We start from the raw sequence: 21,588 nt of genomic DNA on the forward strand, positions 1-21,588 counted from the left end.
AAGGCGCTTCATTGACTTCGATCATACGTTCGCCTATAATAGTAGGTACGAGAACAAATGAAAGAGGCGGGTTTGTTATGGCAAATGAAAATTTTAAGTTACCTGAGCCATATCGGGATACGTCACGAAAAATCATTCACATTGATATGGATGCTTTTTTTTCATCTGTAGAGGAACGGGATAACCCGTCTTTAAAAGGAAAACCTGTTATCATTGCAAAGCACCCAAGAAAAACAGGAGGAAAAGGCATCGTTTCCACAGCAAATTATGAAGCTAGGAAGTACGGCATTCATTCAGCCATGAGCGCTTACGAAGCGTACAAGCGCTGTCCAGAGGGGATTTTTATATCGGGCAATTATAAAGCATATCAAGAGGCGTCTTTGCGCGTTCGTGAGGTTATGCTTGCATACACCGATTTAGTAGAGCCGATGTCAATTGATGAAGCGTATTTAGATGTAACAACAAATCGTTTAGGAGAAGTAAGCGCGAGCAAGTTAGCTCGGCATATTCAACGTGAGATTTGGGAAAAGACCGGTCTGACAAGTTCTGCTGGTGTTTCTTATAATAAATTTCTTGCTAAGATCGCTTCCGATATAAAGAAACCGGCTGGGTTAACGGTTATCCCACCTGATCGAGCACAAGCGTTTATAAAAGAATTGCCAGTTGAAAAATTTCCTGGAATTGGTCCGAAAACAGCTGCAAAAATGCATGGTTTGCACATTTATACAGGAAATGACTTGTATCAGTTATCCCAACTTGATCTTGTTCATCACTTTGGTAAAGCAGGTCTTTCATATTATAAGCGTGCAAGGGGAATTGATCATAATCGGTTAAAAGTACACCGGGATCGTAAATCAGTAGGGAAGGAACATACGTATTCTCAACCTTTAATGACAGATGAAGACGTCTTGTTAAAGTTACGTGTGCTTGCTGAAGAAGTGCAATCCTCTCTTGAGCGCGTAAAGAAACAAGGAAAAACCATCGTTATTAAAATTCGCTATCGTTCATTTGATACGATTACACGACGTATTAGCTTGCCTGATTACGTTCATAAATGGGATGATCTATACAGGTATGCACAAGAACTATGGCTTTCTTATGGAACGGTGGATCGTCAAGTGCGACTGCTTGGCTTAAGTGTCACAAACCTTGTTGAAATTCGGTATCAAACCTTATCCTTGTTTTAAAATGACTTATTCAATGACGCCGTTAAAGTAGTTGAACGCTAACTATAGGTAAAACAAAATAATGCCAACAATAATTAATAAGATAAACAGCACAAGAATGGTAATGAGTAACACCATTTCATCTGAGAGATCCATTCCATTCGCCTCCTATGTAGTGGTTACTAATAAGTTATGTCTTTTTTCAAGATGTGTGAAAAAAGAATCAAGAGGAAGGAAAGTAGCTGTTTTAATCCTTTTTTTACGGATTTAGCCCGTAAAAGAGGTTTGACGGCTGTTTTTTTTTCGCATATATTTAGAGTTGCGAAATAATAAGGAAGATCCTTATGTAACGAAGGTGATCGGTATAAAAGCAGAAAAGCGTAACTTACTTATTATGTGGTTTGCCAACCTGTTTGTTGGTGCAAGCATGACGATGGTCATCCCTTTTTTATCCTTGTACATTGAATCGTTCGGACAATATTCAGGTGAAGATGTACAAAGATGGTCGGGTTTCGTGTTCGGTGTTTCTTTTTTAGTAGCGTTTCTTGTTGCACCGATATGGGGTAGAATTGGCGATCGATATGGACGAAAGAAAGTATTAATTGGAACAGGATTCGGCATTGCCATTTCTGTCTTTTTAATGGGCTATGTGAATTCTGTTGAAGCGTTGTTTGTTTTGCGCGCCTTTATGGGCTTAGCAACAGGGTTTATTCCTGCTTCTATGGCGTTAATTGCCGCTCAAAGTAGTAAACGTACAGCTGGAGAGACTCTTGGAACGTTGCAAACCGGAACTGTATCAGGAGGTTTACTAGGACCACTATTTGGCGGGCTAATTGCAGACACTGTTGGAATGGAGCTAACCTTTATTTTGACGGCTTCAATCTTGACTTTAGCTTCGTTTTTAGTCGTTTTCGGTGTCAAAGAAGTGATTTATGAAGAAAAAGGAGAAAAGAAAAAGCGGTATTCTGCGAGAGAAGTGATCCAGTTTATCGTGGGGTCCCCGATCCTTCTCATGGTAATGGTCGTTGCGCTCATTATCCAGATGGCGTTGTTTAGCATTCAACCATTACTCGCTTTATTTGTAAATGATTTGACCAGTTCAACAGAAAATATGGCCTTTTTAGCAGGAGTGGCTTTTTCGATTACTGGGCTCGGTAATTTACTATCGACAAGAAAGTGGGGACAACTAGGAGATCGTATTGGCCATGAAAAAGTCATGCTTTTACTTTTAATTTTGTCAGGCCTCTTTTTTATCCCTCAAGGCTTTGTGGATTCTTTGTGGCAGTTAATTGTATTACGCTTTATTTTCGGATTAGCAGTGGGTGGCTTAATTCCTTGTACAACCGCATTTATTCGTCAAGCGTGTCCAATCTCCATGCAAGGGGAAGTGCTCGGTTATAATCAAAGCTTTCGTTTTTTAGGGAATGTGTTAGGTCCAGTATCAGGAGGATTACTCGCAGCTAGTTTTGGTATATCCTATGTCTTTATTAGCGCAGGCGTGTTATTTTTGCTAACAGCTGCGGTACTGAAATGGTTGTTAGCACAGGAAAAGAAGAAAGAAGAGCAAGGAAAAGAGTCGGTAAATGAACAGTAAAAAAGCACTGGGACCTCCCAGTGCTTTTCTTATTGGATGGTGCGAAATACACCAATGACTTTTCCAAGAATCGTACAGTTGTCCAAGATGATTGGGTCCATTGTTGAATTTTCTGGTTGTAAGCGAATGTAGTTTTTCTCACGGAAAAATCGTTTAACAGTCGCTTCATGTTCGTCAGTCATGGCTACTATAATATCACCATTATCTGCTGTTTGCGTTTGTTTCACATATACTTGGTCCCCATCCAGAATGCCAGCTTCAATCATACTTTCCCCTTGAATAACAAGGGCATACACTTGTTCATGACCAGCCATATGATCTGGAAGTGGAATATAGTCCTCCACATTCTCAATTGCCGTAATTGGACTACCGGCGGTGACTTTCCCCATAACAGGAATGTAGCGGGTTTTCTCACGAATAATTACCGCTTCATCTGCTGCTGCTTCAAGGGAAAGAACTTCGATTGCTCTTGGCTTTGTTGGATCACGGCGAATGTAGCCTTTCTTTTCAAGTCGTGCAAGGTGGCCATGTACAGTAGAGCTTGATGCTAATCCAACTGCTTCTCCAATTTCACGAACGGAAGGTGGATAGCCTTTCTTTTTCACTTCGTCTTTAATAAATAATAGTATTTCTTCTTGTCTAGTAGATAATTTAGACACTCCTCATCACCCGCTTTTTCTATGTATTCGTATCCTTACTGTAGCACATCGAACATACGAACGCAAACATAAGTTCTAAAAAGGGTTGACACGAACAATAGTTCGAGTTATTCTCATGTAAGAACAAATATTCTTACGAACGGGTGATCTTATAGTGAAGAATAATCAAGAAAAAGGTATTATTATTGCAGGGGTTATGACTATTTTATTTATGTTCAGTAGTTTGCTATCTTTTGATATAGATCGAGATAATAGAGAACAAGGTGAAGACCATCATGATCAACTAGAGAGTCCAGAAGTTTTATATGATTATGAGGGGTATTCGTTTGAGTAAAGGGGAGCAGTAGCATGAAAGGAAAGAAAGCCATTTTATATTGTCGTGTAAGTACAGAAAAAGATCAACAGCAGTCTTCTTTAGCGCGACAGGAAGAGGAACTTTATGAAATGGCTCGGCAACATCAATTAGAGGTAAACGAGTGTTACCATGATGTAGCGAGCGGCTACGACTTAGATCGAGACCAACTACTTCTTATTTTAGATCAAGCAAAAAAAGGATCTTTTACCCATTTAGTCGTAACCGATGATACGAGAATTGGTAGAGGAAGAGCAAAAACAGCTATTTTATATCAATTAAAAAAGTATGGTATTACTGTATATACGTGCCATGATCAAGGTACTATCCATTTGTCTGAAGCAGATGAGATGGTGTTCGAAATTGTAGCTATTGTTGAAGAGTATCAGCGAAGACTACATAATTTGAAAATTAAGCGAGGCATGAAGGTGGCTGTTAAAAATGGCTATCGACCAGAACGGAACTTGAGTGGTGGTAGTCTTGGGGGCCGAAGCAAAAAAGACCTTCCAATAGATGAAATTATTCGTCTGCGAGATAAAAAATTAACGTTCCATGAAATTGCATTAACTTTAAAAGGGCTAGGGTATGATTGCTCAAAAGCGACTGTACACCGGCGGTTTCAACAGCATATACAAGCAGAAACCGATCATTTGAACTAAAGCATTGAAGATGCTATGATGGCAACAAAAGGATAGGTGATTGTCATTGTTACCAAAAACGAAGCTAAACCGTATAAATGAGCTTTCTCACTTGGCGAAAACAACCGGCTTAACGAAAGCCCAAAAAGAAGAACAACAAGCTTTACGTAAAGAGTATTTAAGTACATTTCGTTCAGCGTTTAAAAATCAGCTTCATTCTGTAAAAGTCGTAGACGAAAAGGGTAGCGACGTAACGCCACAAAAGCTAAAAGACAGTAAAGCACAAAAGCAAACTCGACTTCATTAATGTACAAGCTTCTGTCAGGCTTGTACATTTTTTTTATTTTGTTTATGATGGAGACGTAAGAAGAATGAAAGGGTGTTACATATGAATAAAAATATTGAAGAATTAGCGGTAAATACGATTCGAACACTTTCCATTGATAGTATTGAGAAAGCCAATTCTGGTCACCCAGGTATGCCTATGGGCGCAGCTCCTATGGCGTTGGATTTGTGGGCGAACCACATGAATCACAATCCAGCGAATCCAAACTGGACAAACCGCGATCGTTTTGTTTTGTCAGCTGGACACGGTTCCATGCTTTTATATAGCCTATTACATTTAACAGGTTATGATGTAACACTTGATGATTTAAAATCGTTTCGTCAGTTAGGAAGCCGTACACCAGGACACCCTGAATACGGTCATACACCAGGTGTAGAAGCTACGACGGGACCCCTCGGTCAAGGCATTGCCATGGCTGTTGGGATGGCAATGGCAGAGCGTCATTTAGCAGCAACATATAATACGGCAAATCATGAGATTGTGGATCATTATACGTACGCTATTTGTGGCGATGGGGATTTAATGGAAGGGGTATCAGCAGAAGCGGCGTCATTAGCTGGTCACTTAAAGTTAAATCGTCTTGTTGTACTGTACGATTCAAATGATATCTCACTTGATGGAGATCTTCATGAATCATTTTCTGAAAGTGTGGAAGATCGATTCAAGGCTTATGGCTGGAATGTGATTTACGTAAAGGATGGCATGGATTTAGTAGAAATTAATAAAGCGATTAAAGAAGCAAAAACATCTGATCGTCCAACATTAATTGAAGTGAAAACAGTCATTGGGTTTGGTTCACCTAACAAATCAGCGAAATCAGCTTCTCATGGTTCTCCATTAGGGTCAGATGAAGTGGCTCTTACAAAAGAAGCGTACAAATGGACATATGAGGAAGATTTTCATATTCCTGAAGAAGTAAGTGAATACTTTACGTCTGTTAAAGAGCAAGGACAAAAGCATGAAGATGAGTGGAATGAATTATTCGCTGCCTATAAAGCAGAAAATCCGGAGCTCGCAGCACAATATGAGCGTGCCTTTGCAGGAGATTTACCAGAGGGATTTGATCAAGCGTTGCCGACTTATGAAGCAGGAAAAAGCTTGGCTACACGTGCTTCTTCTGGAGAAGCGTTAAATGCGTTAGCGGCTCATGTGCCTGAACTATTTGGTGGATCGGCTGATTTAGCTGGTTCAAATAAGACAACCTTAACGAACGAAAGTAATTTTGGTAGAGACAATTATGCAGGACGCAACATTTGGTTCGGTGTTCGTGAGTTTGCAATGGGGTGTGCATTGAATGGAATGGCGCTCCACGGTGGTCTAAAAGTATTCGGTGGTACATTCTTTGTTTTCTCTGATTATGTTCGTCCCGCCATTCGTCTATCCGCTCTCATGGGTGTTCCGGTAACGTACGTATTAACGCACGATAGCATCGCTGTTGGTGAAGATGGTCCAACCCACGAGCCTGTTGAACAGTTAGCTGCTTTACGAGCAATGCCAGGTTTATCTGTTGTTCGTCCTGGAGATGGAAATGAAACTGCAGCAGCATGGAAACTTGCGCTAGAGTCTCAGAAAGAGCCAACTGTACTCGTATTAAGCCGTCAAAATGTTGATACACAAGAAGAAACAACAACGAAGGCATATGAAGGTGTGAAAAAAGGTGGATACGTACTTTCAGAAACTAACGGTGAACCAGATGCCATTTTATTGGCAACAGGGTCTGAAGTACAACTTGCGATGAAAGCGAAAGCAGCACTTGCACAAGAAAACATTGATGTTTCTGTTGTAAGTATGCCTAGCTGGGATCGTTTTGAAGCTCAGCCGAAAGAATATAAAGATGCAGTGATTCCAAAACACGTTAAAGCACGTCTCGCTATTGAGATGGGGGCATCCCTAGGATGGGCAAAGTACATCGGTGATGAAGGAGATACTCTCACCATTGATACTTTTGGTGCTTCTGGTGCTGGCGATGAAATCATTGCCGAGTACGGTTTTACTGTTGAAAATGTAGTAAGCAAAGTAAAAGCATTGCTTTCATAAAAAACGCAGCCTATGATTGACTAGATTAGTGAATCATAGGCTTTTTTAAAAAGAACAATAGAGACGAGCACAATAGGTGTTTTTCATACGGTATTCGACAAAACTAGTGAGGTTCTTCACGACAAATAGACAGCATCTTTTTGAAAAATAAGTATAATGAAGATAGATTCGAAATTTTCATTCTGCTGAAGGAGAGAAGAGATGAGATACTATGAATTATTCAATGTCACAGAAGATGTAGCATCCTCTTATCTTGGTAAAGAAATGAAATTATTTCAGTTATTTGAAGAACGAGAACAAGCGCGTAAGCATACCCAGCCGATTTATGATCGCCAAATCAACTATATAACAACATCGATGCCGGAAGAAGAAATTAAACAAATCTTTTTATCTCGTTATAAAGAAGAAGATGCAAATCGCTTTGTTGCAGCTTCTGATGGAAATCCAAAAAATCAGTGCGCGCTTATGCTAGATGCAAAGAAAATTTGTCTGCAAGCAGAGGGAGATTTACAGGCGGAGACCGATGTGTTTGATCTGTTAAGGGAAGTAAATGGCTTCTTTTTTGCAGTAAATGTAAACGATCGACGGTTTGGCTGGCTGAAACCATATGAAAAACAAAGCGTGCTCTAAGCATGCTTTTTTAAGTGCTTTAAAATCGATGCCTGCTCGTGTATAATAGATAAGGTTCAATAGAAGTAGAACGTGTGAGAAGGAGGTTTAACATTGATCTGGCATATTATAGGGTATACTGTAGCGGTTCTAGCAGGTATAGCAATTGGCTTTTTTATTGCTCGTAAAACCATGATGTCTTACTTGAAAAAGAACCCACCGATTAATGAGCAAATGTTACGGGTGATGATGCAACAAATGGGACAAAATCCATCACAAAAGAAAATCACTCAAATGATGAAGGCTATGCAAAAGCAACAGGGGAAGTAAGAAATCCTCTGATAATCATGAAACGGAAGAAATCACTTTATCGTAGGGACCGTAGCGTCGTGGATAAAGTGATTTTTGTTGTATGTAAACAGGTTCGTAATAGGATTGTAGATTGTTTAAATCTGCTCTAAACGGCTGTACACTATTGAATAGAAATGTGGTATCTTTTTGAGACGAGCAACTGACAATTATTTATTCATTTTTTTGAAAAAGAGTTAGACAACAAGAGTAATGGGGGAAGGCTATGCGTGTTTTTTTAGATTTAAGCTGGTTTTTCAAGAAACATTGGAAAGCGTATGTATTTGGGACGCTGGTTTTAGCACTTGTTTCATTTTTGTCGTTAATTCCTCCACGAGTAATTGGGGAAGTTGTCGATTTTATTGATACTGATACACTTACGCAGTCGGCATTATTTCGATACATTGGACTTATTATGGGGATTGGTGTGCTGTTATACATTCTCCGTTTTTTGTGGCGAGTGCTCATCTTTGGTGCGGCTTTTAAGTTGGCAAGACAAATCCGAAATGATCTGTATCATCATTTCACAAACATGCCGAAATCATTTTATCAAAAGCGCACTACTGGGAATCTAATGGCAATTTCCACAAATGATGTACGGGCTGTTCAAGCAACTGCCGGGGAAGGCGTGCTCACAATTGTTGACGCCCTCCTACTTGGAGGAATGGTTGTTGCGACGATGGCGTTGACCCTTAATTGGCAGCTAACAGTCATAACATTATTACCACTTCCGTTAATGGCGATTTTAACGAGCTATTATGGATCGCTCTTACATAAACGCTTTGGCAGTGCACAAGCCGCATTTAGTGTATTAAATGATACGGTACAAGAAAATATTAGTGGAATGAAAGTAACAAAAGCATTCGGACAAGAAGAAGAAGAAAATCGCCGCTTTCGCCAGCAATCGGCGCTAGTTGTAGACGAGAATGTAAAGGTAGCGAAAATAGATGCATTGTTTGATCCGACCATTAGCGCAGTTATTGGAACCTGTTATTTGCTAGCGATAGGTTTTGGAGCAGGGTTTGTCGTATCAGGTGAGATGACTATTGGAGAATTAACGTCATTTGTCGTTTATCTTGGCTTGTTGATTTGGCCGATGCTTGCGTTAGGAATGTTTTTTAACGTCATTGAACGAGGAAGAGCGTCTTATGATCGAATTCGTGAAGTATTGCAAGAAGAGTCAGAGCTTAAAGAAGTCGATCATGCAGTTGAAGCACCGATTGTAGGCGATTTAGATGTTGCTATTGATACGTTTTGTTATTCTGAAGATGGCCCGTCCGTGTTAAGAAATGTACACTTCTCCTTGAAGAAAGGTGAAACACTTGGCATTGTTGGGAAAACCGGCAGTGGTAAAACAACCTTACTTTCCCTTTTACAGCGCGAGATGGATGTTACGAAGGGGACTATACGTTTAGATTCCATACCCATTGACCAGTTTAAACGAGAACGTGTGAAAGCGGCATTTGGTATAGTACCACAAGAACACTTTCTTTTTTCGGCGACAATAGGGGAGAATGTTGCATTTGCAAAGCCTGATGCCTCGATACAAGACATTATTCGAGCCTGCCAACTTGCAAGTATTCACGATGACATACGTCGTTTCCCAAATGGGTACGACACAGTTGTTGGAGAACGAGGTGTAACGCTCTCAGGTGGTCAAAAGCAGCGAATTTCGATTGCTCGTGCGATACTGAGCAATCCCGCCATACTCATTTTAGATGACTCCTTATCTGCTGTAGATGCGAAAACAGAAGAGCAAATTTTAGGAGCCCTTCGAGAAACAAAAACCGAGCAAACTCTTATTATGAGTGCTCACCGATTAAGCGCTGTTAGCCATGCTTCACTCATTTTAGTGATGGAAGAGGGGACGATCGCTCAGGCAGGGACTCATGTAGAATTAATGGCCCAAGGCGGATGGTACAAAGAGATGTATGAGCGTCAGCAGCTTGAGACGATCGTGGAGCAGGGAGGATCATCATGAAACATACCGATGAGATATTAACTGGAAAAGAGCAACGCGCGATTTTTATACGCTTGCTCGGTTATGCCAAGGTTCATTTTAAGAAACTACTGCTTGCTTTCTTTATAATGCTTCTAGCTGCAGGAGCGGAATTGTTGCAACCTATTTTGATTGCACGCTTTATTGATGACTATTTAACCCCTCAAGCATTTCCGACAGACGTTCTTGTGATGCTTGCGTCATTTTATATTGGCTTACTTGTTCTTGCGGTTATTTGCCAATATGTCCAAAGTATTTTATTTCAAAAGATTGCTTTGCGAATTGTGCAAGCGTTACGTGTTGATGTATTTAAAAATGTTCAAAAGCTCGGGTTATCGTTCTTTGATCGAATGCCTGGAGGTGGCCTTGTTTCGAGGATTACGAACGACACCGAGTCCATAAAAGAGCTTTACGTTAGCGTGTTAGCGGTATTTGTTCAAAACGGAATGTTTATGATTGGGACATTTGTTGCTATGTTTTACTTAAATGCAACCTTGGCTCTTTATTGTTTAATCTTTTTACCTTTGCTTTTAGTTGTCATTCGTTTATATCGGTCTATTAGTTCTCGCTTTTATGAGCATGTTAGCGCAAAAGTGAGTGAAATTAATGCGAAAATGAGTGAGTCTGTTCAAGGTATGGCGATTATTCAAGTGTTCCGCCAAGAAAAGCGAATGCGCAAAGAGTTTGGACGAACGAATGATGAGCATTATCAAGCGGGAATGAAGGCGATGAAAGCAGATGCCCTTTTGCTGCGTCCAATTGTCGATATTCTTAGTTTAATTGCTATTTCAATTGTACTTATTTATTTTGGTTTTCAATCATTTATTGGTCCGGTTGAGCTTGGTGTGCTGTATGCGTTTATTAATTATCTTGATCGCTTTTTCGAACCAGTTAATCAAATTATGCAACGCTTATCCATTTTTCAACAAGCCATTGTGTCAGCAGGTCGTGTTTTTCGCTTAATGGATCAGCGTGAGTACGCTCCGACAAAAACGGGAACAGAAACGCCAACAATTGAAAAAGGAACGATTGAGTTTAACAATGTTACCTTTTCTTATGATGGTTCTACCCAAGTGTTAACTAATATTTCGTTCAAAGCGGAAAAAGGGCAGACCGTAGCATTAGTCGGTCATACTGGAAGTGGAAAAAGCTCCATCATTAACCTTTTACTACGGTTTTATCCACTTACGAAAGGTACGATAACCATCGATGGTAAACCTTTACAAGCTTTTAGTGAAGAAGAGTTTCGGTCTAAAGTGGGCCTTGTGCTGCAAGATTCCTTTTTGTATAGCGGAACAGTCGCTAGCAATATCACATTAGGTAGAGACGGATACGAGCGAGGAGAAATAGAGGCGGCATGTGCTTTTGTTGGCGCAGATACGTTTATTCAGAATCTTGAACACGGTTACGAGGCAAAAGTAACGGAGCGTGGCGCAACGTTTTCTAGTGGAGAAAAACAGCTGCTTTCTTTTGCGCGAACGATGCTGGCTGACCCGGCTATTTTAGTGCTTGATGAAGCAACAGCAAGTGTTGATACAGAAACAGAGGAATCGATTCAGCAAGCGTTAGAAAAAATGCAGCAAAATCGAACGACGATTGCCATCGCGCACCGCCTATCAACGATTAAACACGCCGATCAAATTCTTGTGCTGCATCAAGGAGAGATTGTTGAACGAGGCAATCATGAACAACTATTAAAACGCCAAGGCTTGTATCATAAAATGTATTTATTACAGGCAAGAGAAAACGTGACAGCATAAAAAAAGGCGCAAATGCGCCTTTTTTAGCTGGATTGTTTTCGTTCAACTGCCTCTTGGAGCTCTCTTTTGCTTCTGGCTTTTGATTGGCGGTCAAGTAGATGTTCATAGGGTGTTAAATCAATATCTTTTTGTTTTAATTTCTTAATTAAAAAACGGTGATCTTTTTTAGGTGTTGCTAAAATATATCCGCGAATAATCGTATCTAATGTAAGGGTAGTTGCCTGTTCATTTAAGGCAATCTCACTAATTTTACCGGCGATTTTCTCTTTAGCCACGTCACGAAAGAGTTCTGGTACTGGTTCTACAAGTTCATTTAACAATTGCCTCTGTTCATCTTTCCATAGAGGTAAAGCCTTGTTTATGTAGTATTCTTGCCAGTCTAAGATGGATTTCCCGTCTTCTTTTGGCATTCGCTTAAGGAATTTTCTAAACATGAAGAACCCACCGATAAACATTAGGCCAAGCAAGATAAAGGTCCATAGCACAATCATATTCATAAACCAGTCACTCATCAACACCCCTCCTTTTTGCTTGTTCTTTGCTGTTACTTTAGCATAAAATGAGGTGTGTTGCTATGGAGGGGGAGAAAAACGTGTCTCAAATTGTTCTTTTTGCGACGCATATGTTTACATCAATCGTGTTATTTTTATGTATTCCGTTGCCATTTTTGTATTATGCAGCGAGGCTTGATGACGGGGAACGCTTTAAGATGAGGCTGATAAAGGTTTACCGTGTCATTCTTATGATTGCCCATATAGGGTTACTCCTTTTAATTGCTACAGGAATTCCTCTGTTAGTCGAGTGGCGATCGTGGTGGACATGGGGCGTCGTTCTGCTAACTCTTGTAATTGGGGCTAGTTTAGGAATAACTAGTAAGAGCCTGCGTTTAATGGCCAGTGGTGAGCAAGAGTATGAAAAGCCATTTCGAAAGGCGAGTCTTCTTTTAGCTTTTAGCATTGGAGCAATGTTTTTGTTGAAATATAGCCGTTATCTTATGTAAAGAAAAAAAGGACTGCGATGCAGTCCTTTTTTTAGAACCAGCTTGCTCCGACAATTACTAAAAGAATAAAAAGAACAACAATTAAAGCGAAACCACCGCCTGTTCCAAATCCACCGCTCATTGTGTAACCTCCTTTTTATCAAGGTATGATTACAGTCTATGCAGGGGTTCTAAAAAGGTTTGGGCGAGTTAGCCTTCTCCGTTCGTTTGGCTAACATGGTTGGCTTTTTTTGTTTTATGAGAGCCGCTTTGTTTTTGTGGTTGGTTACTATCTGGATGCTGTGGTTGGTTGCGTCTAGCTTTTGAATTTCCTTTCATTTTCTTCACCTCGCTTTTCTTTTTTTAGTATGTGAAACGTTTTTTTTCTTATCCTTTTTAAAAAATGTCGAAAAAAGATTTAAACTTTCGTCAACTTTTGCTATTCTAATGAAGGGCAATTGTATCGCTTACATTAAAAGCGCTTACTCAAGTGCGTTCCTTAGACAAGAAAGGAACAATGCGATATGATGAAGTTGATAAGGAGGGTCTTAGATGTCAAAAAACTTAGATGTGTTTAAAGCGCGGTCTTCTTTTGAGTCAAACGGAAAAACGTATCATTACTATGCATTAGATGCGTTAGAGAAAGCAGGTTATGGGAACGTTAATAGGCTACCATATTCTGTGAAAGTATTATTAGAATCAGTGTTACGTCAGTATGATGATTATGTCATTAAAAAAGAGCATGTTGAAAATTTAGCGAAGTGGGGAACACCTGAACAAAAAGAAATTGATGTTCCTTTCAAACCTTCTCGTGTTATTCTACAAGATTTCACTGGAGTGCCAGCTGTGGTTGATTTAGCAGCGCTAAGAAAAGCGATGGCGGACCTTGGTGGGGACCCAGATCAGATTAACCCTGAAATCCCTGTAGATCTTGTCATTGACCACTCTGTACAAGTAGATAAATTCGGTACAGATGATTCATTGCTTTATAATATGAATCGCGAGTTTGAACGGAATGGCGAGCGTTATGAATTTTTAAGCTGGGCAAAGAAAGCGTTTGATAATTACAATGCGGTTCCTCCAGCAACTGGTATCGTACACCAAGTAAACTTGGAGTACATAGCAAACGTCGTTCATGCAGTTGAGAAAGATGGCGAATGGTTAACGTTCCCTGATTCACTTGTAGGAACAGATTCTCATACAACGATGATCAACGGCTTAGGTGTTTTAGGCTGGGGCGTTGGTGGTATTGAAGCGGAAGCGGGCATGCTTGGACAACCATCTTACTTCCCAGTACCAGAAGTTATTGGTTTAAAATTCACTGGTTCTTTACCAAGTGGCACAACAGCGACAGACGTAGCGTTAAAAGTAACTCAAGTCCTTCGCCAAAAGAACGTTGTTGGAAAATTCGTTGAGTATTTCGGTCCAGGTTTAGCAGATATGCCACTTGCTGACCGTGCAACAATTTCCAATATGGCTCCTGAGTATGGTGCAACATGTGGATTCTTCCCAGTGGATGAAGAAGCAATGAACTACATGCGCTTAACAGGGCGTTCTGAAGAACAAATTGAATTGGTTCGTGCTTATTGTCAAGCAAACGGACTATGGTATATTCCTGGTGAAACACCAGATCCAACGTATACAGATGTGGTTGAAGTCGACTTGTCTCAAATTCATGCAAATCTTTCTGGACCAAAACGCCCACAAGATTTAATTGAATTACCAAAAATGCAAAAATCATTCCAAGATGCGGTTGTTGCGCCTCAAGGAAACCAGGGTCTTGGTCTTGACCAGTCAGAATTCAATAAAACGGTTGATGTAACGTACAAAGATGGTCGTACAACAACGATGAAAACAGGGGCTGTAGCTATCGCTGCTATCACAAGCTGTACAAATACATCGAATCCATATGTGCTTGTAGCAGCAGGTCTTGTTGCGAAAAAAGCAAGTGAATTAGGGCTCCAAGTACCTGAATATGTGAAAACATCACTTGCACCAGGTTCAAAAGTCGTTACTGGCTATTTAAATGATTCTGGTTTAATGCCTTATTTAGAGGATCTTGGCTTCCATCTTGTTGGATATGGCTGTACAACATGTATCGGAAACTCTGGGCCACTAGAGGATGAAATTGAAGAAGCAATTTCGAGTAACGACTTAACTGTTACGTCTGTATTATCTGGTAACCGTAACTTTGAAGGACGTATTCATCCGCTTGTGAAAGCAAACTACTTAGCATCACCACCACTTGTAGTAGCCTATGCACTAGCAGGAACAGTGAACGTTGATTTATTGAACGATCCAATCTCTACAGATAAAGACGGTAAACCTGTTTACTTTAAAGATATTTGGCCATCAACAGAAGAAGTACGTACAATTGTTGATCAAACGGTAACGCCAGAGTTATTCCGTCGTGAATACCAAGATGTCTTTACAAGTAACGATCGTTGGAATCAAATTAATACGACGGATGACGCCCTATACAAATGGGATGATGAGTCAACATACATTGCAAATCCACCATTCTTTGAAGGATTAGCAAAAGATCCTGAAGCTGTAAAGCCGCTTTCTGATTTACGTGTAATTGGTAAATTCGGCGATTCTGTTACGACAGATCACATCTCTCCTGCTGGAGCCATTGGTAAGAACACGCCAGCTGGTAAGTTCTTAATGGAAAAAGGTGTAGAGCCAAGAGATTTCAACTCATACGGTTCACGTCGTGGTAATCACGATGTTATGATGAGAGGAACGTTTGCGAATATCCGTATTCGTAACCAAATTGCACCAGGTACAGAAGGTGGATTTACAACATACTGGCCAACAGACGAAGTAATGTCCATTTATGATGCGGCGATGAAGTACAAAGAGAATGATACAGGTCTTGTTGTTCTCGCTGGTCAAGATTATGGGATGGGATCTTCTCGTGACTGGGCTGCAAAGGGTACAAACTTACTAGGGATTAAAACAGTTATTGCTGAAAGTTACGAGCGTATTCACCGCTCTAACCTAGTATTAATGGGTGTTCTACCTCTTCAATTCAAAGCGGGTGAAAATGCTGAATCTCTTGGTCTAACAGGTAGAGAAAGCATTTCAGTTGCAATTGATGATACAGTGAAACCGCGTGATTATGTCACCGTTACAGCTGTAGCTGAAGATGGAACAAAAACCGAATTTGAAGCGCTTGTTCGTTTTGATAGTGATGTTGATGTTGATTACTATCGCCACGGTGGAATACTTCAAATGGTTCTTCGTGATAAGCTGCAGCCAGCTTAAATAAGATAGAGAAACTTGCTTGAAAGGTCAAGCAAGTTTTTTCTTTTGGGCAAATAGTTTAGGGGTCTAAATTGTTTTTGCTTGATTTTTAACCTTTTTATTGTGTAAGGTGTGTATAGATAAAAAGACATGACATGATGGAGGAACCAACGTGACAAATTTTTCAATTCGCAGGCCCGTGTTTACCATTGTCGGAATGATTTTCTTTATTATAATGGGGATTGTTTCACTTACACGGTTGCCACTGCAGCTGCTACCAGAGATTAATCCTCCAGTTGCAGCAATTGCTACAAGCTATCCGAATGTAAACCCTCAAGAAGTTCAGGATCAAGTAACCATCCCAATTGAAAATCGCATGGCAAGTATTTCAGGTTTACAAAACATGACGTCAAATTCTCAAGAAGGATCTTCTATTATCCTACTTGAATTTGATTGGAGCTCGTCCATTGAAGATGTAGAACTAGACATTATCAATGCACTAAGGCAAATTGATTTGCCTGATGGCGCTGGGGAACCAAGCTTTTTAAAGTTTGATCCATCTATGTTTCCAATGATGCAGCTCGCAGTCACGTCCAATGATGAGATTGAAGCATTTCAAGATGATGTTATGGATTTAGAACAAGAAATTCTTCAAGTCCCTGGGGTTGCTAGTGTGAATGAATCAGGGACCATTAGTGAAATCGTTTCGATTGAACTCGATCAGGAAGACATGATTGATGCAGGTGTTACGCAAGATACAGTTGTGAATGCTTTGCAAGCAAACCAAATTACGATGCCAGGTGGCACTGTTGAACAAGATGATTTTAGCTTAACAACAAGAATCATCCATGAACTAACGAGCATAGAAGATATTGAAGAATTGGTTGTTGGCGTTAATCCAGAAACCGGTGAGGAGATTACGTTAACGAGTATTGCAAGTGTTGAAATTAGTTCAGAAGAATTAGAAACATTAACCCGAGCAAATCAAGAACCGGCTATCAGCTTATCGATTATGCAAGAATCAAGTGCGAATACGACGCAAACATCAAATGATGTAAATGAGCGTTTAAATGAATTACAAGACGATGCTGATTACGAAGACTTAGATGTTGTGGTGCTTTATGATGAAGGTGACTTTATTAACTCAGCGATCCAAAGTGTTGCGACTGCATTAATTATTGGTGGCGTACTCGCCATGGTTGTGTTGTTTTTCTTCTTACGTAACCTTAAAACACCTCTTATTATTGGGTTAGCGATACCATTCTCAGTTATTGTTACATTTGCCTTTATGTATTTCTTAGATATTGGGTTAAACATTATGACATTAGGTGGTTTAGCTCTTGGTATTGGCTTAGTTGTCGATAATGCGATTGTTGTTATTGAAAACATTTATCGTCATTTAGCAAAAGGAAAAGATCCGAAGCAAGCAGCTTCTGATGGGACAAAAGAAGTAATGGCTGCGATCTTTGCATCTACGTTAACGACTATTTCTGTTTTCCTTCCAATTGTCTTTATTAGTGGGATTGTTGGAAACTTGTTTAGAGAATTGGCGTTAACCGTTTCATTTAGTTTATTGTCTTCCTTTATTGTAGCGATTACCGTTGTACCCATGATTGCAAGCCGAGTGCTAAAACCGTCTCAGGCAAACGATGAGGCGAAAAGACGCGAATCTAGAACGATGCGTGGATTAGAAAAAATGACCCACTGGTCTTTAGGCCACCGAAAAACGGTTATTGCTAGTACGTTTGGATTGCTTCTTATCGGTGGAGTTGGTCTAAGTACGGTTGGACTAGAATTAATTCCAGAAAGCGATCAAGGCTCTTTTACCGTCGACGTTGAAATGGAAACAGGAACAAGTTTAACCCGAACAACAGAAGCAGTTGAGGAAATTGAAAATGTTCTTGCCGATTATCAAGAAGTAAATGATTATGTAAGTGTAATCGGTTCAAGTGATCAGCCTGGTCAATCTGGAGGATCACATACTGCACAAATTACGGTGGCGATGATTCCATTAGAAGATCGCTCTGTCTCTACAGCAGAATTTATTGAAACAATTGAACGAGATCTTGAGCGTGCTGATGACGATGCAGATGTTCGTGCCTTTACACAGACAGCAGCGTTAAGTGGAGAAGCAAATACGGTTCCATTTACTGTAACTCATTCTGATCGTAACGCATTATACGATACAGTCTACGAACTTGAAGAAGAGTTGTTGGACTCGTCTCTCGTTCGGGAAGTACAGCTGAGTATTGAAGATCAAGTACCAGAAATTGTCGTTGATGTGAATGCAGAAGATGCTCGAGCAGAAGGGCTAACACCAGCTGAAATCGCGAGCCAAGTTAATAGTGCTACACGCGGAGAAACGGCGATGCTTATTCAACTGACCAGTGATGATACATCCCAAACGTATGAAGTGCATGTTGGTCTTGCGTCAGAATACACGGAAACGATAAATGAGCTTGAGAATTTACAAATAGTCTCTCAAGAAGGAACAACCATTTCGTTAAATGAAGTAGCAGACGTAACAGAAGGCGAATCGCCAGCCTCTATCCAACGAGCAGATCAATCAGAAGCAGTTGAGGTAACGGTTGGTTATACAACAGAAGCAACGCTAAGTGACGTTTCAACATTAATTGAAGATTCAATTGCTGAAATTGAATTTCCTGAAGGTGCTAGCTACTCCTTTGGAGGCGAGCAAGAAATTCTTGAAGATGCCATAGGCAGTATGATTTTAGCGCTTGTTCTTGCGATTATTTTCATTTACTTGATTATGGCTGCGCAATTTGAGTCGTTTAAACTACCGTTTATCATGTTAATGACCGTTCCACTTGTACTAATCGGTGTTACCCTTGCTTTAACACTTACGCAAACAGCGATCGGTGTAACAACGTTTATTGGGATCATCATTTTAGTGGGTGTTGTAACGAACAATGGAATTGTCATGCTTGATTTTGTAAATCAGCAGAAGCAAAAAGGGATGTCAACGTATAACGCTCTAGTTGAATCTGTCCAGCTACGAACACGACCAATTGTAATGACCTCTTTGACCGCTATTTTAGGAATGGTGCCAATTGCGTTTGGCTATGGCGAAGGGGCAGAATTACAACAGCCGATGGCTATAGCAGTTATTGGTGGTTTAATAAGTAGTACGGCGCTAACGTTAATCTTTATTCCGGTTCTTTACAGTTTGTTTGACAAAGAAACCCGTTCTAAAAACCGTACACCACGAATGGTAACAATCGATGGAGAGTATTACGAAGTCGATGAAAACAATCGAGTTGTGAAAGCATTACCTGAAGGTGAAGGGCAAAATGGCTCACAGGAAACATCCGAACGTGTTGACCTGAATGAAAGCGAACGGGAACAACATAATGCGGAATTTAAAAATGAATTAAGTCGAGACGATATCGTCGAGTTACTTGATTCCATTGTTGCAAGAACAAAAAAAGACGACGATAAAAAATAACGTGTACGAAATCGACTTCCCGTGCAGTGAACAAAGAAGACATGGTCACTGCTGACGGGGAGTCTTTTTATGTGCAGATAGATGCTATGATTGTTGATTGGCTGTTTGAGTACAAACCCATTCAAGCAACTGTTTCTCCCCATTCATTAGTGGACGCTGTAATTTGTTTTCTATTTCCAAAGACAGTTGTTCTAAGTGAATCACTGTATTCACCCCTCTCACTAAAGGCTATGTGCAAAATTTGTTGAATATTCATCTTTTTACATCGAAAGAAGGTTTAAAACAGTTGTAAAGGTGCAATACTGTATATAAAAACGAGGTGACTGAGGATGAGAAGAGTTGGAAGATTACCGTTTGATCAATTAGTAAAGCAGAACAAAGAGCGATTAATTCAAGATCAGGCTGAAATTAATCGTTTAGAAGAGCGATTTGAACAAAAGCATGCATTGCCAAAATAAACTAACGTAAAAACCCCTCATTTGTGAAACACTATTCATAAGGAGGGATGTTTTGTGAGTGAAAAAAACCGATTTGCCCAATTTACTCCAGACCATTTAGGAACACAGCCGCGAAAATCGAACCGAAATAATGGAAAGAAAGTCGCGACGAAATCAAATCGCCAGCCAGACTATATTCCTCCTAAAGGATAAACCGTCGAGATCTCGACGGTTTTTTGTCGATTTAGTAAAAAGTAACTAGAACAGCTCTCTGCCTGTTAAAATAAAGTGGAATCGTTTAGTAGGGGAGAACAATATGACGGAAATGATCTTAAATGCTCTTATGTATACAAGCTTAGCATTGTTGGCAGGCTTACTCGTTATTCAAATGGTGCCAAATGGAAGAGGCATTGAAGGAACGCTTCACCCATTGTTTTTACTTAGCGTTATACTTACTGTTCCACTGCTTCAATTTGGAAACGTCATCGTACTTGGGTCAACGTATGCGACGTTTTTTGATACGTCGCTTTTAGACGGAACGCTGACAGCAATGGGAGAACATATTTTAGGAACGAGCTTTTTACTCGTTCTTCTGTTTTCAAGCGTACAGCTTGTACTAGTGGTTTTAACTAAAAAATGGAATCGGTACGTGGTTTCAAGTTTGCAGCTACTTTTCTTTATAGGCATTATTGGAGCAGTAAGTTTGTCCAGCCATAGTGCGTCTTTAACAGAAGGCTATGCAACAGGTGCACTATCAAACGGCATTCATTTATTGGCGATGTCACTCTGGGTGGGTCCATTATTTATCGTCAGTCTTTATGGGACGCGATTAGAAGACGGACAGAAATTCCATCAATGGTTTTCTGCACTTGCTGTGTTTAGTTTGCTTCTTGTTTCAACGAGTGGATTTGTCATGATGGGAGAAATTGCACCTGAATATGTGAATAGTTGGATGCTGACATACGGCCAGCTATTACTTATTAAAAACATCCTTATTTTTCCTTTGTTGCTTTTCGGGTTTCGGCATCTGGTTACCCTTAGTGGAAAAGGCGTGTCATTATCTGCACAGGAACGCCAACGCTCGTTTCGTGCCGAATCTCTTTTTGTTTTAGCTGTTTTTATTGTAACAGCGTGGTTAACGGAAACAGAACCACCTCATAATGTGCTGCGCACTTTGCAAAACGAGCCATTTAATCCTGTAATGCAGTTTTTCTTGAATGAACCACTGATTGAAAATCAATTAATTGCATTTTCTCCTTCTCTTTGGTCTGGCTTATTGCTGGGGCTTTCCGTTTTCGTCTTTTTCCTCGGTCTATTTGTTGCCTGGAGATGGAGACGAACGATATATAGTGTAGGGGCAGCCATTTTATTTGTGGCCACATTTTATCTAGGTTTAATGACTAGCACAGCTCCTGGTGAAATTCCTGTTAATTTAACTGTCCACGACAGTGTAGAAGAGGCTATCGCTGTCAACAGAGAAACGAACGAGCTTGATATTTTGGCAACATGGTCAATCGACGAAGAATCTTTTGCCGTTGTTTATCAGGAAAATGAACGCCATCTTATTGCGGAACGATTAAAAAAGGAGCCTGACGGGTATCGGAAATATTTAGATGCTGAAGTAGAGATAGAGAATGGCTTTCTAACAGGTGGTGAACAATTTATGGATACCTTCATGTTTATAGAAAATGATTGGGTAGATGTTGAAACGATAAGTACGTACGTGACCCTCGGCTATGTCACAGAAGATATTGAACAAGTACGTATCCAATTTTCAAATGGATCTGTTGAAGTACCTGTTGATGATCACGTATTCTTCTATATTCAGAGCATGAATGGGACATTAGAAGAGCCCCATCAATACGAATTACTCGATGAAGATGGACAAAAGGTTCGGGTTATAGAAAAACGCCAGTTTGTTCATGAAGGTCATGTTCATTAGGAGGAAA

General features: G+C 40.2%; 20 protein-coding genes. 16 read left to right on the forward strand and 4 right to left on the reverse strand.

Annotated features, from left to right (window positions below; genetic code table 11):
• Nucleotides 1–77: 77 nt before the first annotated feature.
• Together dinB and BK583_RS09405 are read left to right on the forward strand one after the other, a co-directional pair.
• Nucleotides 78–1,187 (forward strand): DNA polymerase IV, encoded by a 1,110-nt coding sequence (dinB, locus tag BK583_RS09400; RefSeq protein WP_038480551.1) that lies wholly within the window; start codon nt 78–80, stop codon nt 1,185–1,187.
• 373 nt (nt 1,188–1,560) lie between these two features.
• Nucleotides 1,561–2,760 carry an MFS transporter gene (locus tag BK583_RS09405; protein ID WP_055737709.1) on the forward strand — a complete coding sequence of 400 codons (1,200 nt, stop codon included), beginning with the start codon at nt 1,561–1,563 and terminating at the stop codon, nt 2,758–2,760.
• 29 nt (nt 2,761–2,789) lie between these two features.
• Here the strand turns inward: BK583_RS09405 and lexA are convergent, their stop codons facing one another.
• The gene (lexA, locus tag BK583_RS09410; protein ID WP_038480548.1) at nt 2,790–3,419 is read right to left on the reverse strand and encodes a transcriptional repressor LexA; all 630 of its coding nucleotides are present in this window, start codon (nt 3,417–3,419) and stop codon (nt 2,790–2,792) included.
• 154 nt (nt 3,420–3,573) lie between these two features.
• Here lexA and BK583_RS09415 point away from each other — a divergent pair, with 154 nt between their 5' ends.
• The 8 genes from BK583_RS09415 (at nt 3,574) to BK583_RS09450 (ending at nt 11,508) form a co-directional block, all read left to right on the forward strand.
• A complete protein-coding gene (locus BK583_RS09415) occupies nt 3,574–3,753 on the forward strand; it encodes a hypothetical protein (RefSeq protein ID WP_055737588.1) in 180 nt (59 codons plus the stop codon).
• A 14-nt stretch (nt 3,754–3,767) separates the two neighbouring features.
• On the forward strand, nt 3,768–4,430 hold the full coding sequence (locus BK583_RS09420) for a YneB family resolvase-like protein (RefSeq protein WP_055737589.1): 663 nt from the start codon (nt 3,768–3,770) through the stop codon (nt 4,428–4,430).
• A gap of 46 nt (nt 4,431–4,476) precedes the next feature.
• Nucleotides 4,477–4,716 (forward strand): DUF896 domain-containing protein, encoded by a 240-nt coding sequence (locus BK583_RS09425; RefSeq protein ID WP_038480540.1) that lies wholly within the window; start codon nt 4,477–4,479, stop codon nt 4,714–4,716.
• Nucleotides 4,717–4,797: 81 nt separating this feature from the next.
• The gene (tkt, locus tag BK583_RS09430; RefSeq protein WP_055737590.1) at nt 4,798–6,792 is read left to right on the forward strand and encodes a transketolase; all 1,995 of its coding nucleotides are present in this window, start codon (nt 4,798–4,800) and stop codon (nt 6,790–6,792) included.
• Between the two features lie 201 nt (nt 6,793–6,993).
• Nucleotides 6,994–7,422: a sporulation inhibitor of replication protein SirA gene (gene sirA / locus BK583_RS09435; protein WP_038480534.1), complete on the forward strand. Its 429-nt coding sequence runs from the start codon at nt 6,994–6,996 to the stop codon at nt 7,420–7,422.
• A 93-nt stretch (nt 7,423–7,515) separates the two neighbouring features.
• Nucleotides 7,516–7,731 carry a YneF family protein gene (locus BK583_RS09440; protein WP_035397205.1) on the forward strand — a complete coding sequence of 72 codons (216 nt, stop codon included), beginning with the start codon at nt 7,516–7,518 and terminating at the stop codon, nt 7,729–7,731.
• Between the two features lie 244 nt (nt 7,732–7,975).
• A complete protein-coding gene (locus BK583_RS09445; protein ID WP_055737591.1) occupies nt 7,976–9,730 on the forward strand; it encodes an ABC transporter transmembrane domain-containing protein in 1,755 nt (584 codons plus the stop codon).
• Entirely contained in the window at nt 9,727–11,508 is a 1,782-nt protein-coding gene (locus BK583_RS09450; RefSeq protein ID WP_055737592.1) for an ABC transporter ATP-binding protein, read from the forward strand. Before BK583_RS09445 ends, BK583_RS09450 begins: the two co-directional genes overlap by 4 nt.
• A 23-nt stretch (nt 11,509–11,531) precedes the next feature.
• Here the strand turns inward: BK583_RS09450 and BK583_RS09455 are convergent, their stop codons facing one another.
• Entirely contained in the window at nt 11,532–12,020 is a 489-nt protein-coding gene (locus tag BK583_RS09455; protein ID WP_180316745.1) for a DUF2621 domain-containing protein, read from the reverse strand.
• 80 nt (nt 12,021–12,100) lie between these two features.
• Between BK583_RS09455 and BK583_RS09460 the strand changes: the two genes are divergently transcribed.
• Nucleotides 12,101–12,508, forward strand: coding sequence for a hypothetical protein (locus tag BK583_RS09460; RefSeq protein ID WP_139366178.1), 408 nt, complete (start codon nt 12,101–12,103; stop codon nt 12,506–12,508).
• Between the two features lie 31 nt (nt 12,509–12,539).
• Here the strand turns inward: BK583_RS09460 and BK583_RS09465 are convergent, their stop codons facing one another.
• Both BK583_RS09465 and BK583_RS09470 read right to left on the reverse strand, forming a co-directional pair.
• Nucleotides 12,540–12,629 (reverse strand): YjcZ family sporulation protein, encoded by a 90-nt coding sequence (locus tag BK583_RS09465; RefSeq protein ID WP_035397209.1) that lies wholly within the window; start codon nt 12,627–12,629, stop codon nt 12,540–12,542.
• Nucleotides 12,630–12,697: 68 nt separating this feature from the next.
• Nucleotides 12,698–12,826 (reverse strand): small acid-soluble spore protein P, encoded by a 129-nt coding sequence (locus BK583_RS09470; protein ID WP_078440101.1) that lies wholly within the window; start codon nt 12,824–12,826, stop codon nt 12,698–12,700.
• A gap of 213 nt (nt 12,827–13,039) precedes the next feature.
• Between BK583_RS09470 and acnA the strand changes: the two genes are divergently transcribed.
• The 5 genes from acnA (at nt 13,040) to BK583_RS09495 (ending at nt 21,581) form a co-directional block, all read left to right on the forward strand.
• Nucleotides 13,040–15,757 (forward strand): aconitate hydratase AcnA, encoded by a 2,718-nt coding sequence (gene acnA, locus BK583_RS09475; protein ID WP_038480519.1) that lies wholly within the window; start codon nt 13,040–13,042, stop codon nt 15,755–15,757.
• Between the two features lie 151 nt (nt 15,758–15,908).
• On the forward strand, nt 15,909–19,202 hold the full coding sequence (locus tag BK583_RS09480; RefSeq protein ID WP_055737594.1) for an efflux RND transporter permease subunit: 3,294 nt from the start codon (nt 15,909–15,911) through the stop codon (nt 19,200–19,202).
• A 329-nt stretch (nt 19,203–19,531) separates the two neighbouring features.
• Entirely contained in the window at nt 19,532–19,660 is a 129-nt protein-coding gene (locus tag BK583_RS09485; protein WP_078440102.1) for an FbpB family small basic protein, read from the forward strand.
• A 54-nt stretch (nt 19,661–19,714) separates the two neighbouring features.
• Complete coding sequence (locus BK583_RS09490; RefSeq protein ID WP_035397213.1) at nt 19,715–19,852, forward strand: acid-soluble spore protein N; 138 nt, start codon at nt 19,715–19,717, stop codon at nt 19,850–19,852.
• 103 nt (nt 19,853–19,955) lie between these two features.
• Entirely contained in the window at nt 19,956–21,581 is a 1,626-nt protein-coding gene (locus BK583_RS09495) for a CopD family protein (protein ID WP_055737595.1), read from the forward strand.
• The last annotated feature ends 7 nt before the right edge of the window (nt 21,582–21,588 follow it).

The organism is Shouchella oshimensis (genome assembly GCF_002019765.1).
GTDB lineage: Bacteria > Bacillota > Bacilli > Bacillales > Bacillaceae_D > Shouchella > Shouchella oshimensis.

Excerpts from the sequence above, each read along its gene's own strand:
- acnA (WP_038480519.1), top strand. The coding sequence starts at position 13,040 with ATGTCAAAAAACTTAGATGTGTTTAAAGCGCGGTCTTCTTTTGAGTCA.
- BK583_RS09455 (WP_180316745.1), bottom strand. The coding sequence starts at position 12,020 with ATGAGTGACTGGTTTATGAATATGATTGTGCTATGGACCTTTATCTTG.
- BK583_RS09420 (WP_055737589.1), top strand. The coding sequence starts at position 3,768 with ATGAAAGGAAAGAAAGCCATTTTATATTGTCGTGTAAGTACAGAAAAA.
- BK583_RS09495 (WP_055737595.1), top strand. The coding sequence starts at position 19,956 with ATGACGGAAATGATCTTAAATGCTCTTATGTATACAAGCTTAGCATTG.
- dinB (WP_038480551.1), top strand. The coding sequence starts at position 78 with ATGGCAAATGAAAATTTTAAGTTACCTGAGCCATATCGGGATACGTCA.
- sirA (WP_038480534.1), top strand. The coding sequence starts at position 6,994 with ATGAGATACTATGAATTATTCAATGTCACAGAAGATGTAGCATCCTCT.
- BK583_RS09485 (WP_078440102.1), top strand. The coding sequence starts at position 19,532 with ATGAGAAGAGTTGGAAGATTACCGTTTGATCAATTAGTAAAGCAGAAC.
- BK583_RS09465 (WP_035397209.1), bottom strand. The coding sequence starts at position 12,629 with ATGAGCGGTGGATTTGGAACAGGCGGTGGTTTCGCTTTAATTGTTGTT.
- BK583_RS09445 (WP_055737591.1), top strand. The coding sequence starts at position 7,976 with ATGCGTGTTTTTTTAGATTTAAGCTGGTTTTTCAAGAAACATTGGAAA.
- BK583_RS09405 (WP_055737709.1), top strand. The coding sequence starts at position 1,561 with ATGTGGTTTGCCAACCTGTTTGTTGGTGCAAGCATGACGATGGTCATC.
- tkt (WP_055737590.1), top strand. The coding sequence starts at position 4,798 with ATGAATAAAAATATTGAAGAATTAGCGGTAAATACGATTCGAACACTT.
- BK583_RS09450 (WP_055737592.1), top strand. The coding sequence starts at position 9,727 with ATGAAACATACCGATGAGATATTAACTGGAAAAGAGCAACGCGCGATT.
- BK583_RS09470 (WP_078440101.1), bottom strand. The coding sequence starts at position 12,826 with ATGAAAGGAAATTCAAAAGCTAGACGCAACCAACCACAGCATCCAGAT.